This window comes from Ectobacillus antri, assembly GCF_003852715.1.
In the GTDB taxonomy this organism is placed as follows: Bacteria; Bacillota; Bacilli; order Bacillales; family Bacillaceae_G; genus Ectobacillus; species Ectobacillus antri.
The window spans coordinates 36,784-50,143 of sequence record NZ_RIAV01000017.1 but is presented as its reverse complement, the minus strand read 5'-3'; the positions used below and the strand labels follow the sequence as shown (position 1 = coordinate 50,143).

At 40.3% G+C, this 13,360-nt stretch carries 9 protein-coding genes; 7 read left to right on the top strand and 2 right to left on the bottom strand.

Annotated features, from left to right (window positions below; translation table 11 throughout):
• Positions 1-192: 192 nt before the first annotated feature.
• On the bottom strand, positions 193-1,545 hold the full coding sequence (locus tag EEJ45_RS13735) for an MATE family efflux transporter (protein ID WP_124565381.1): 1,353 nt from the start codon (positions 1,543-1,545) through the stop codon (positions 193-195).
• Positions 1,546-1,664: 119 nt separating this feature from the next.
• On the opposite strand from EEJ45_RS13735, the gene EEJ45_RS13730 reads away from it, so the two are divergent.
• Positions 1,665-2,528 carry an AraC family transcriptional regulator gene (locus EEJ45_RS13730; protein ID WP_164464291.1) on the top strand — a complete coding sequence of 288 codons (864 nt, stop codon included), beginning with the start codon at positions 1,665-1,667 and terminating at the stop codon, positions 2,526-2,528.
• Positions 2,529-2,561: 33 nt separating this feature from the next.
• Here the strand turns inward: EEJ45_RS13730 and EEJ45_RS13725 are convergent, their stop codons facing one another.
• Positions 2,562-4,316, bottom strand: a complete 1,755-nt coding sequence (locus tag EEJ45_RS13725) for an alpha-glycosidase (protein WP_124565379.1) — start codon at positions 4,314-4,316, stop codon at positions 2,562-2,564.
• A gap of 310 nt (positions 4,317-4,626) precedes the next feature.
• On the opposite strand from EEJ45_RS13725, the gene EEJ45_RS13720 reads away from it, so the two are divergent.
• The 6 genes from EEJ45_RS13720 to EEJ45_RS13695 all read left to right on the top strand — a co-directional run bounded on the left by EEJ45_RS13720 (position 4,627) and on the right by EEJ45_RS13695 (position 13,139).
• Positions 4,627-5,877, top strand: coding sequence for an extracellular solute-binding protein (locus EEJ45_RS13720; protein ID WP_124565378.1), 1,251 nt, complete (start codon positions 4,627-4,629; stop codon positions 5,875-5,877).
• Between the two features lie 88 nt (positions 5,878-5,965).
• On the top strand, positions 5,966-7,258 hold the full coding sequence (locus tag EEJ45_RS13715; RefSeq protein WP_124565377.1) for a sugar ABC transporter permease: 1,293 nt from the start codon (positions 5,966-5,968) through the stop codon (positions 7,256-7,258).
• Position 7,259: 1 nt separating this feature from the next.
• On the top strand, positions 7,260-8,102 hold the full coding sequence (locus EEJ45_RS13710; RefSeq protein ID WP_124565376.1) for a sugar ABC transporter permease: 843 nt from the start codon (positions 7,260-7,262) through the stop codon (positions 8,100-8,102).
• A 26-nt stretch (positions 8,103-8,128) separates the two neighbouring features.
• Entirely contained in the window at positions 8,129-9,658 is a 1,530-nt protein-coding gene (locus EEJ45_RS13705; RefSeq protein ID WP_124565375.1) for an alpha-amylase family glycosyl hydrolase, read from the top strand.
• 76 nt (positions 9,659-9,734) lie between these two features.
• The gene (locus EEJ45_RS13700) at positions 9,735-10,775 is read left to right on the top strand and encodes a LacI family DNA-binding transcriptional regulator (protein ID WP_124565374.1); all 1,041 of its coding nucleotides are present in this window, start codon (positions 9,735-9,737) and stop codon (positions 10,773-10,775) included.
• 66 nt (positions 10,776-10,841) lie between these two features.
• Entirely contained in the window at positions 10,842-13,139 is a 2,298-nt protein-coding gene (locus tag EEJ45_RS13695; protein ID WP_380018297.1) for a glycoside hydrolase family 65 protein, read from the top strand.
• Positions 13,140-13,360: the final 221 nt, after the last annotated feature.

Genomic DNA, 13,360 nt, shown 5'->3' with positions numbered 1-13,360 from the left:
AAAACGCGTAATTTAAGATTAGTTTTGCTGAAAACGTTGCCATATGTAAAAAAACCTAACATAAATGTAAGGATTCCGAAGTGGGTAGTTTAATCTGCTTTTGTAGGTTGTATGGCGGAGTTACACGACTTCAACTATAAGAAAGAGGGCGTCAAAAAAGACGCCCTCTTTCTCTATATAAATATAAGTTTGTTAGGAGGCAGTTTGCGAGGTATTTACGAATGATTTTGTTTGCCAGATGCGAGAACGCCAACGAATTAGCATACAAATGCCGCGAAGCCATTCATCGGCAATAAATGCAATCCAGACACCAACAAGGCCGAGTTCAAAATGAATGCCCAAAATATACGCAATTGGAACGCTAATGCCCCACATGGATGCAATACCCATGTAAACAGGAAACTTTACGTCACCAGCAGCGCGAAGAGCGCTGATGATGATTAGGTTAAAGGCGCGGCCTGGTTCTAAGATTAAAGTAAGTAAAATTAACGTGCTGCCTGTTGTAATAATGCTCTGGTTTTGGGTAAAGAGTGAAAATAATTGTTCACGGAAAGCAGAGAATAAGGCAGCTGTCACCATCACGATAATGAGGGTGATACGTAGCGCATGCAAACAACTTTTGTATGCTTCTTCCATACGTCTTGCACCGACATGCTGCCCGACGATAATTTGTAAGCCTTGTGCAATTGCCACGCCAAATAAGAAAATAAACATGGTGATGTTTTGAGCATATACCTTGGTGGTTAAGGCTTGTGTACCTAGCATCGTAATAAAATAGGTAATTAAGATTTGTGATGTGTTGTACGAAACGTGTTCGCCTGCCGCAGGTACACCAATCTTTAAAAGGTTACGCAGGTGCTGTGTAGGCAATGAAAAAAGCGAAACGGCACGAAAGAGATTGCCGACGCGACGAAATAACAGATACGTTACAATCCCTAACCCGATGATACGGCTGATTGTTGTAGACCACGCAACGCCAGCTTCACCAAGAATAGGGAAGCCGAATGGACCAAAAATAACAAAATAATTACCAATCACATTTAAAATATTCATAGCGATAGTTACGAACATCGTATCACGTGTATAACCATTGCTACGAAGGACGGCACCGACTGTCATAATCAGTGCTTGCACGAAGCTGAAGCTTCCGACGATTTGCATAAATGCTTCTGCACGTGGCATGAGGTCGGCGTTAAGACCCATTGCCTGTAGAATGGGTGTTGTAAATATAAACACTACAAGGCTGATAAGAAATCCAAAGGCAGCATTTGCTGCTAAGGAAACGACGGCAACTTCTTTTGCGGTAATCTCTTCTTTAGCGCCGATATGCTGTGCAATTAACACAGCAGTGCCGGCTGTGACAAAACCGAACATTACAATTACGATGTTCAGCACTTGATTGGCAACTCCGACGGCTGCGACGGATTCATCTGAGTATTGGCTCAGCATTAATGTATCTGCATTACCCATAAGCATATATAATAAGACTTCAATAAAGATAGGCCATGTAATGACAAATAATGAAAGCTGTTTTTTCTTAGTCATAGGACAACTCCTTTGTAAAAAGCGACATTTTACTTTACTAAGTTTACAGTCCGAATATAATAATAAAAAGAGAATGAAACGAGATAAATAGGATAAAAACGACTTTTATGAGGTGTCAAATGAAAGTATTAAGCATGGCAATTCCGCCATTGCCGGTCTTTATTAAAGCGGGTAAAGGAGTGTTTCGAAAGGGAAGAAAGCATTTTCGTCGTACGTATACAGTATTTGATTGTATTTATGTGCAAAGTGGTACCTTATATATGCGTGAAGCAGATATAGAGTACGAAGTGAAGGCTGGGGAATATATTTTATTAATTCCGGGTTTTGAACATGGTGGTTATCGAAATTGCACAGAGGATACGAGTATTTATTGGTTTCATTTTGTGCTGGAAGGATTATTTAATTGTCAGGAAACTGAGCATTTATCGTGGTCCGATTTATTGAACAGGGAAGAAACTTTTACGGAACCTGCAAAATTCACACTACAAATTCCACGATGCGGCAGTGTGCAAAACAAAGAAATGGCAGAGCGCTTATTGGAGGACCTAGTCAATGGGGGAGACTCTGTAGAAAGTAAATTGCAACAACCAGTACGCTTGTATCAGTTCTTATTATTTTTGCAGAAAGAGGCACTTGGTATTCCGAGCGCTGCGGAAAAGGTAAGTGAGCAAGCTGTGGCTTATTTGCGCATGCATTATCACGAAGATGTGAAGATGACGGATATGGCACGGCATATTTTATATAATGTAGACTACATTACCCGTTGCATGCAAAAACAAATGGGTATTAGCCCGCTGCAATACTTAAATGAAATTCGCCTTAGTGAAGCGAAAAAACGCTTGGTCGTAACGAACGATAAAATTAAGGTTATCGCAAAGGATGTGGGGTTTATGGATGAAGGTTATTTTTCGAGATTGTTTCGAAAGAAAGAAGGTGTAAGTCCACTCACGTACAGAAGAATGGTGCGTCGTGAAGGTATGTAAAAAGACTTTGCGCATGCGCAAAGCCTTTTTATCTTATAACTTTAATGCTACATATCCGTGTGCCGGTAATGTTACTTCCACTTTTTCAGCTTCGTAAGCAAACTCATCACCTGTTAATAGATGTGTTACTTTTCTTCCTTTTAAATCAAATGGAATCGGAACTGTAACTACCTCAGCAGAATTATTAAAAGCGAATAAAAGTGTTTCATTTTCAAATGTTTTTGTATACATAACATGCTTATCGTTTTCATCGCTGATAAACTGAAATGTACCGTGGTTACCGAAAGCTGGGATTTCTTTACGTAAACGAATTAAAGTTGCAATGAAGTCGAACAACTCGCGATCTTGCTTTGTTGTATCCCATTCCATACATTTGCGGCAGCCAGGATCTTGCTCGCCGTTCATGCCGATTTCGTCACCGTAGTAAATACAAGGTGTACCAGGAGAAGAAAGTAGGAATGTGAATAATTGCTTCAGTTTTTCCTTGTTGTCTTTACATACGGTTAAAATGCGCGGTGTGTCATGACTACCAAGCAGGTTGAATGCTACCTCTGTGGCGTTTTCTGGATACATCATCAGCGCTTCAGCCGTTTTATACATAAAGTCACGTGTGCTAATTTCTTCTTTTGCGAAGTATTGAATAGCTGCATGTGAATACGGATAATTCATAACCGCATCAAATTGGTCACCTTGTAGCCAAGCCATTGATTGATGCCAAATCTCTCCAAGAATGTATACGTCTGGTTTAATGGCTTTTACTTCCTTGCGGAACTCGCGCCAGAAGTCGTGACCGACCTCGTTGGCAACGTCAAGACGCCAGCCATCGATATCGAATTCTCGAATCCAATAGCGACCAACTTCCAACAAATACTCACGCACTGCTGGATGGGCCGTGTTCAACTTTGGCATCATATGTGTAAAGGCGAATGTGTCGTAGTTTGGCATTGGCTCTGTTTGTACCGGATAATCCCAAATGTAGAACCAATCTTTATACTTGGATTGTTCTCCTTTTTCAAGTACGTCTTGAAACTGCGGGAAGTAGAAGCCGCTATGGTTAAATACGGCGTCCAACATAACCTTGATACCGTTTTCATGGCAAACCTGTACCAGGCGCTTAAACGTTTCTTTATCGCCAAATTGGGGATCGATTTCCATGTAGTCAATCGTATCGTATTTATGATTTGTTGTCGCCTTGAAAATAGGTGTGAAGTAGATGCCTGTAATACCAAGCTCTACTAAATGATCAATATGTTCAATTACGCCTTCAAAGTCGCCGCCGAAAAAGTTCGTAGGTGTTGGTTCAGCGCTGCCCCATGGAAGAGCACCTTCAGGATCGTTTGCTTTGTTACCGTTTGCAAAGCGCTCCGGGAAAATTTGGTACCATACTGTATCGCGTACCCAAGCAGGAGGCGCAAATACATCTTCTGAATTTAAGTATGGGAAACAGAAGTAATCAGCTGTGTCGTGTGTAATGATTTCTGGATAAAATCCTTTTTCTGTATATACAATGGTTTCATCGCCGGTTAAATGAAAGCCGTAGCGCAAACGACGGAAGTCTGGTTCAAGACTTGTAAACCAGTAATCAAATAACTCTGTAGAAGCGATTTTTTTCATAGGTTTTGTTTCATAATTCCAGGAACCACCGTCCCATTTGTACGGATCGCCGTGAATTAAATCAACAGACGCTACATCCTGCTTTTTAGTGCGCAATCGAATGTGCAATGTTTTTTCATTGTAAGCGTATGCGTAATTGCTTTTCGGACTGTGAAAAATGGCTTCTTTTAGCAAAATAAATTCCTCCTCGTTGGTTCAGGCAATCGATTGCCCTTTTGTTTTTTAGATTATTATTTGTTGTCTGTAAAGTCAATTGTGAGATTTCTTATATTAGAAAAGCATGTATAATCGCATCTTTTGGTAGTGTATTTGAACTATCGACAAAATTCTTGTATAAAATTTTAAAAATGTATTGAATAAAAAAGATTCATAGTTGTATAATAAGAGCATGACAAGCGCAAACGTTTTCACTAATTTTGCAAACGCTAGCAAAGTTACTGCAAACGTTTGAACTATTTTTAATTTAATCTAGGGGGTTTTCCTGATGAAGAAAGTGAAAGCGTTATCTTTATTGACTGTTCCTGCGTTAGCTGTTGGTATGTTAGCAGCATGCGGACCAAAAGAGGATAGCAAAAAAACAACAGACAACAAGAAAGTAGACGATAAAACACTTGTTGTTTGGGAAGACAAAGACAAATTAAACGGTATTAAAGATGCTGTTGCAAAGTTTGAAAAAGAAAATGGAGTTAAAGTTAAGATTAAAGAGCTTAACACAACAGACCAATTAAAGCAGCTTCGTCTTGACGGTCCAGCTGGAACAGGTCCTGATATCATTACTTTACCGCATGACCAAATTGGTGGCGCTGTAACAGAAGGCTTGCTTGCTGAAATTAAAACTGACAAAGCTAGCACATTCACAGACGTTGCAATTAATGCAGAAAGTTTCCAAGGTAAGTTGTATGGTTTACCAAAAGCAATTGAAACACCTGTATTCATTTATAACAAAAAATTGATGCCACAAGCTCCTAAGACAATGGATGAGCTTTACACATTCTCTAAAGGTTTTACAAAAGACGGAAAATACGGTTTCTTGGCTCTTTGGGATAACTTCTACTTCGCGAACGGTATACTTAGCGGTATGGGTGGCTTCGTATTCGGCGGTGAAGCTGGTAATCTAGATCCAACGAAACTTGGTTTAAACAACGACGGTGCTGTAAAAGGTGCTGACTATATTGCAAAATGGTACAAAGAAAACCTATTCCCAAAAGGTATTATCGGTGAAAATGGTGGCGCTGCGATGGATGCTTTATTTAATGAAAGCAAAGCTGCTGCTGTTATGAACGGACCATGGGCATTTCAAGGTTATAAAACAGCAGGTATCGACTACGGTGTAGCTCCAATGCCAACACTTCCAAACGGTGAGCGCGTAAAAACATTCTTGGGCGTAAAAGGCTATCACATCTCTTCTTACTCTAAGAAACAAGAATTGGCTACAAAGTTCCTTGAGTTTGTAACAAACGAAGAAAACTCTAAAGTACGTTACGAGCAAACAAAAGAAATTCCGCCAGTAAAGTCTCTGATCGACACATTTACTGATGAAGGTGCAAAAGCAGTTGCTGAGCAATCTCAATCTGCAATTCCAATGCCAAACATTCCTGAAATGGGTGAAGTATGGGCACCAGCTGCAAGTGCATTACAAACAATCGTAACTGGCAAGTCTGATTCTAAGAAAGCTTTAGACGAAGCTGTGAAACAAATTGATACAAACATCAAAACGAACCACAAGAAGAAATAATATAACACTCAATAAGGTTGTGCCCCGAACTGGGGTACAACCTCCTATTCATAAAGGGTAATGAGTAGAGAAGGGGGAACCCAGAAACATGGAACATATTGTACAACCTGCACAAAGTACAAAGCACGCAAAAACGGCAACATGGTTATCTATTATTCCAGGATTTGGACAAATGTATAACCGCCAAATTTTAAAGGGTATTGTTTTATTTGTTTTAACGGGAGCTTTTTTTATTGCATTTAGAGATTTGTTAAACATGGGGTTATGGGGACTTGTTACACTTGGCGAAGAAGTGCCACGTGATCACTCCATTTTTTTATTAGTAGAAGGTATCTTGGCAATTATTGTTGTAGGATTTGGGTTAGTGATTTATGGATTTAACTTGAGAGATGCGTATGTAAATGGTAAAAAACGCGATTTGGGTATTCCACTTAACTCGGTAAAAGAGCAATATCGCAACTTGATTGACAATGGATTTCCATACTTAATGATTACACCAGGTTTTGTTTTACTGGTATTCGTTGTTATCTTCCCAATTTTATTCGTTATTTTGCTCGGTTTTACAAACTACGACTTGTATCACTCGCCACCAGCGAAGCTTGTTGATTGGATAGGATTCCAAAACTTCGTTGAGTTGTTCACATTACCAATGTGGAGAGATACATTCCTTAGCGTATTAGGCTGGACAATTGTTTGGACGTTTACCGCAACAACACTACAAGTGGGACTTGGTATTTTCCTTGCAATCATTGTTAACCAACCTGACCTAAAAGGAAAGGCAATTATCCGTACGATTTTCATTTTACCTTGGGCCGTACCTGCTTTCGTATCTATTCTTGTATTTGCAGGGATGTTTAATGAATCTTTTGGTGCAATTAACAACCAGATTTTAGCGATGTTTGGAATCGATCCCAAACAGTGGATGACAGATCCATTCTGGACAAGAACGGCAATTATTTTATTGCAAACTTGGCTTGGATTTCCGTTTATCTTCGCGATGGTTACTGGTATTTTGCAGTCTATTCCAGCTGACTTATATGAAGCTGCGACAATTGACGGCGCAACAATTTGGCAGAAGTTCACAAAAATTACATTGCCACTTGTGTTGTACGCAACAGCTCCAATTTTAATTACGCAATACACGTTTAACTTTAATAACTTTAACTTGATTTACCTGTTTAATGGCGGGGGACCAGCAGTACCAGGACAAAACGCCGGCTCAACAGATATTTTGATTTCTTGGATTTACAGCTTAACAATGACATCTTCACAGTACGGGAAAGCTGCTGCCATCACATTGCTGCTATCCATAGTTGTTATTACAGTAGCATTATGGCAATTCAAGAGAACAAAATCATTCCAAGAAGAGGATATGATGTGATATGAACCTAAAACTAGAAAGAGCGATTCGGCTCACTTTATCGTACATCGTTATTTTAATTATGTCCGCTATCGTTTTATATCCGGTTGTATGGATCATCGGTTCATCTTTTAACCCGGGTGATAGCTTGTCAGGCTCGACTATGATTCCGAAGAACGCATCTTTGGTTCATTATAAGGAGCTGTTTGATACAACCCAAAGCAATTATTTGCTTTGGTACTGGAATACATTGAAGATTTGTTTAGCAACAATGTTCTTTTCTGTATTGGCAATTAGCTTTACGGCTTATGCATTCTCACGGTATCGCTTTGTTGGTCGTAAAAATGGTTTGGTAACATTCCTTGTATTACAAATGATTCCAAACTTTTCAGCGTTAATTGCGTTGTTCATTTTAGCGCAATTAACAGGGCTAATTGATACACACCTTTCATTGATTTTGATTTATGTTGGCGGTGCCATTCCAATGAACACATGGTTGATGAAGGGTTACTTGGATACAATTCCAAAGGAGCTGGATGAGTCAGCGCGCATGGACGGTGCAGGTCATTTCCGTATTTTCATTCAAATTATCATGCCGCTTGCAAAACCAATTATCGCGGTTGTAGCGCTATTTAATTTTATTGGACCGTTTACTGACTTCATTATCGCGAAAATCTTAATTCGATCTGAAGAAAAATATACATTGGCTGTTGGATTGTATGACTTAGTAGCGAAGCAATTCGGTAACGAATTTACAAAATTCGCCGCAGGGTCTGTTCTAATCGCAATTCCAATTGCTATACTATTCTTGTCGCTTCAAAAGTACTTTATTTCCGGTCTAACTGCCGGCGGTACGAAAGGATAAGAATGGGAAGGGAAGGAGGAGCGGAGATGTGCAAAAAAGTGATATCACTATTGCTAATCCCGTTTCTTATTTTTTATGTTCAGCCAATTTCGGCTGCTGAAAAAGAAGAAAAAGGCTGGCAAGATGAATCGATTTATTTCATCATGGTTGATCGATTCAACAATGGGGAGCCAAAAAATGATTTTAACGTAGACCCGGAGAATTTAAAAGAATATAACGGCGGCGACTTAGAAGGAATCATTAAGCGTCTCGATTATATTCAAAAAATGGGGTTTACAGCGATTTGGTTAACACCTGTTATCGATAACGAACAAGGCGGATACCATGGTTATTGGACAAACGATTATTTTAAGGTAGAAGAGCATTTTGGTTCCATGAAAGATATGAAGCGGCTTGTGAAAGAGGCTCATAAGCGTGACATGAAGGTACTTCTTGATTTTGTCGGCAACCATACAGGCTATAAGCATCCGTGGTTAAAGGATCCTGCTAAGATGGATTGGTTTCATGAAAATGTACCGATTTTAGGTGAGGATCAAACCTCAGTAGAAAATGGATGGTTGGCAGGCTTGCCGGATTTAAATGTAGAGAACCCTGATGTGAAAAAGTTTCTGATTGATAATGCTAAATGGTGGATTAAGCAAACAGATGTAGATGGATTTCGTCTTGATGCCGTTAAGCACGTACCAAAAGCATTCTGGAATGATTTCAGCAAAGAAGTGAAAGCGTTTAAAAAAGACTTCTTTCTGATTGGAGAAGTATATCATAACGATCCCACGTATATCGCAGAGTATGAGGCAACTGGGATTGATGCTTTTTTGAATTTCCCTTATCAAAGGGAGATTACAACAGCCTTCAGTAAACCGAATGTATCGGCAGAGCGATTGTTTAACCAGTGGAAACGTGATGAGCGTTTTTATCAAAATCCCTACTTGCTTGGCACATACCTTGATAACCATGATTTAAAACGCTTTACAAGGGTGGCGAAGGAGAACAAACAGCATCCGCCGACACGTTTACGTTTGGCGCTTACGTATTTATTTACCTCACCTGGAATCCCGATTATGTACTATGGAACAGAAATTGCGCTTGATGGTGGTGAAGATCCGGATAATCGAAGACTGATGGATTTTAAAACAGATGAAGACTTTCTCAAATACATTAGCAAGCTGGGTGAGCTACGTAATGACTTACCGGCACTACGCCGCGGCACCTTTGAAATGCTGTATGATGAAAACGGCATGAGTGTATTTAAGCGAGTATATAAAGATGAAGTCATTATTACTGCCATCAATAATACAGATAAAACGCAAACCGTAGAGCTTACACATGAGCAGTTAGAAGGAAATAAGGAGCTTCGAGGTCTTTTGCAGGATGATCTTGTTCGAGATGACAACGGTTATAAGCTTGTAATTGATCGAGAACAAGCAAACGTATATGCACTTGCCGAAAAAAGTGGCTTAAATATAGGGTTTATTGGTTCCATTGCTGCTGTTATTATTTTGTTCATTACATTTTTGTTATTAGCAAAAAGAAGGGGTACAAAGCGCGCTTCATAAAAAATTCATTCAGAAAGCGTCAGCTTTCATTTATTTGATGATATAATGAAAACGGTTCATAAGGAGGATGGTGTGAATGGTTGTTACCATTAAAGATGTTGCAAAAAAAGCTAATGTTGCACCTTCCACAGTATCACGTGTTATCGCCAACAGTCCTCGCATTAGCGAGAAAACCAAAAAGCGCGTTCGTAAAATTATGGATGAGCTCGGTTACCATCCAAACGTCAACGCCAGAAGTTTGGCAAATCAAACAACGCAGGCAATTGGACTTATCATGCCGAGTTCGGCCAATAAATCGTTTCAAAATCCGTTCTTTCCGGAAGTGATGCGTGGCATCAGTTCCTATGCACATATCAAGGATTACTCTTTGTACATGAATACGGGGGAAACCGAACAGGAAATCTTTGAAGGTGTGGTGAAGATGGTACAGGGCAAGCGAGTGGATGGAATTGTCGTACTTTATTCTCGCATGAACGACTTGGTCATTCAATACTTGATTGAGCAACAGTTTCCATTTGTCTTGATTGGGAAACCTCATCACTCTAGCGAAGAGATTACGTATATTGATAACGATAACTATATGGCTGGTCGAGAAGTCACAGAATACCTGATTTCTCTCGGACATGAACATATCGCCTTCATTGGCGGAAGCCCTGATTTAATGGTAACGAAAGAGCGTCTTGCCGGCTTTAGAGAAGCCATTAAGCTTGCGAATTTACGTTTGCCGGACGAGTATGTATTTTACATGGATTTTCTTCGTGAAGGAGGACAGCTTGCCGTCGAAAGGCTCATGTCTTATGAACAGCCTCCAACGGCAATTGTCGTAACTGATGATTTAATGGCAATGGGTGTACTGAGCACGCTGTCGGAAAAAGGGTATCACGTACCGGATGATGTCTCTGTCGTGAGTTTTAATAATGTAATCTTTTCCGAAATCGCTTGTCCACCGTTGACATCTGTGGATGTTCGCATTTTCCAGCTTGGTTACGAAGCTGTGAAAAGCTTAATTGAAAAAATTGAAATGCCGGAACAATCATCAAGAAATATTGTCGTGCCGTATAAGATTATCAAAAGACAATCTTGTAAACAAATGAACGATGATCAGCTATGTCTATAACATAGCTGATTCTTCATATAATAAATGCAAACGATTGCACTAACAAAAAAGGAAAAGGTGATAACTATGAAGCGTTTATTTCAAGTAGATCCATGGAAAATCATTGAAACAGAGCTACATAAAGAAGAATTCCGTTTGGCGGAGAGTATGAACAGTCTTGGCAACGGTCACATGGGAATGCGCGGTAACTTTGAAGAAACATACAGCGGCGATTTTCATCGAGGTTCTTATATCGCAGGTGTTTGGTTCCCGGATAAAACACGCGTTGGCTGGTGGAAAAATGGCTATCCAGATTACTTCGGAAAAGTAATCAACTCTGTAAACTTCATCGGTATTCGCGTATTGATTGAAGGACAAGAAGTCGATTTATATACGGCAAACGTAAAAGGGTTCTATCGTGAGCTTGATATGCAGCACGGTGTCTTAACGCGTCGTTTTACAATCGAACAAGACGGCAAAGAAACAGCGTTTGAAGTAGTTCGTTTCTTATCTATCGCAGATAGTGAGCTTGGCGTTATGAAATATACCGCAAAACCATTAAACTACGATGGTACCATCACATTTGTTCCTTACTTAGACGGCGATGTACGCAATGAAGATTCCAACTACGATGAAGACTTCTGGGTACATGTGAGCCAAGAGGTTACAGAATATGAAGGTTCTATTGTTATGCGTACAAAAGACAATCCATTTGGGACACCAACATTTGAAGTTGCGGCGACAATGAAGATAGAAGTAGCTGGAAACGTAACTAGCGTCCAACAGGCAAGCAAAGAAGAATATGTCGACAATACAATTGAAGTAGCAGCGAAGCAAGGCGAAGAAGTGACACTTTATAAGTATGTAGCTGTCACAACAGATCGTGATTATGACCGCGCCGAGCTTGTGGGGAAAGGAAAAGAAGTATTGGCACGTAATCTAGCAAAGGGCTACGAAACTATTATTGCTGCGCATAAAGAAGGGTGGTTAAGCCGCTGGGAAATTGCTGATGTGGAAATTAACGGTGACACTGAAGCACAACAAGGTATCCGTTTTAACCTGTTCCAATTATTCTCCACTTACTACGGTGAAGATGCAAGATTAAATATTGGACCAAAAGGCTTTACAGGTGAAAAATATGGCGGTGCTACGTACTGGGATACAGAAGCGTACGCAATTCCGTTATATCTTTCGACAGCGAAGCCAGAAGTGGCACGCAATTTAGTCATTTATCGTCACAACCAATTGCCGGAAGCATATGTGAATGCAGGCAAGCAAGGGCTTGCGGGTGCACTGTATCCAATGGTAACGTTCACGGGTATTGAGTGCCATAACGAATGGGAAATTACATTTGAAGAAATTCACCGTAATGGCGCCATTGCTTATGCTATTTATAACTATGTGAATTACACAGGGGATAAAGCCTACTTACAGGAGTATGGCATCGATGTATTAACAGGCATTTCTCGCTTCTGGGCAGATCGCGTCCATTATCATGCGAAAAAAGACGTCTATATGATGCATGGTGTTACAGGCCCAAACGAGTACGAAAACAATGTTAACAACAACTGGTATACAAACACAATTGCGGCTTGGACACTCGAATACACATTAGAGACAGTGAAGTACCTGCAAGAAAACGGTCATGCTGAGCGTGTTTCTGATTTGCAAATTACAGATGAAGAGCTAGCAAAATGGCAAGATATTATTGAAAAGATGTATTATCCGTATGACGAGGAGCTAGGCGTATTTGTGCAGCACGATACATTTTTGGATAAGGATCTGCGCACAGTTGATACGCTCGCAGCGGAAGATCGTCCATTAAATCAAAAATGGTCATGGGATAAAATTTTGCGTAGCTGCTTTATTAAGCAAGCGGATGTACTGCAAGGGATTTACTTCTTTAACGATCGTTTTACAATGGAAGAAAAGCAACGTAACTTTGCATTTTATGAGCCAATGACGGTTCATGAATCCAGCCTATCACCATGTATCCACTCTATTTTGGCAGCGGAGCTTGGAATGGAAGAGAAGGCGTATGAAATGTACAACCGCACAGCACGCTTAGATTTGGATAACTACAACAACGATACAGAAGATGGTCTTCATATTACAAGTATGACTGGCTCTTGGCTGGCAATTGTGCAAGGATTTGCGGGCATGCGCACAAGCAACGAAGCGCTTTCCTTTAGCCCATTCATCCCTAGCGCTTGGGACAGCTATTCCTTCAATATCGTATACAGAGGCCACAACTTTAAAGCGGCTGTAACAAAAGAACAAGTAACCTTCACACAATTTGAAGGCGCAGACCTACAAATTCGCGTCTATAACGAAGAAATCACATTGCCAGCAGGCGGTACGGTTTCGGTGAATGTGAAGAGATAACGTTTTAATGAAGAAACTCCTTGTATGAGGAGTTTTTTTATTTGTTAAAGTTGAAACGGGACATATTATGATGACTTAGGAACAGCGGCTAAAGCTACCTAAAACTATGTGGCAGGAGATGAGATCCGCATGCTGACAAGCGCGAATACGAAATGGTATCAAAAAGCCGGTGCAGCGGCAATCATCGCCTCAAGCTTCATCTCGGGCGGTAGCATCGCATC

Coding starts and splice junctions, on each gene's coding strand:
- EEJ45_RS13720 (WP_124565378.1), top strand. CDS start 4,627: ATGAAGAAAGTGAAAGCGTTATCTTTATTGACTGTTCCTGCGTTAGCT.
- EEJ45_RS13715 (WP_124565377.1), top strand. CDS start 5,966: ATGGAACATATTGTACAACCTGCACAAAGTACAAAGCACGCAAAAACG.
- EEJ45_RS13700 (WP_124565374.1), top strand. CDS start 9,735: ATGGTTGTTACCATTAAAGATGTTGCAAAAAAAGCTAATGTTGCACCT.
- EEJ45_RS13710 (WP_124565376.1), top strand. CDS start 7,260: ATGAACCTAAAACTAGAAAGAGCGATTCGGCTCACTTTATCGTACATC.
- EEJ45_RS13695 (WP_380018297.1), top strand. CDS start 10,842: ATGAAGCGTTTATTTCAAGTAGATCCATGGAAAATCATTGAAACAGAG.
- EEJ45_RS13705 (WP_124565375.1), top strand. CDS start 8,129: ATGTGCAAAAAAGTGATATCACTATTGCTAATCCCGTTTCTTATTTTT.
- EEJ45_RS13730 (WP_164464291.1), top strand. CDS start 1,665: ATGAAAGTATTAAGCATGGCAATTCCGCCATTGCCGGTCTTTATTAAA.
- EEJ45_RS13735 (WP_124565381.1), bottom strand. CDS start 1,545: ATGACTAAGAAAAAACAGCTTTCATTATTTGTCATTACATGGCCTATC.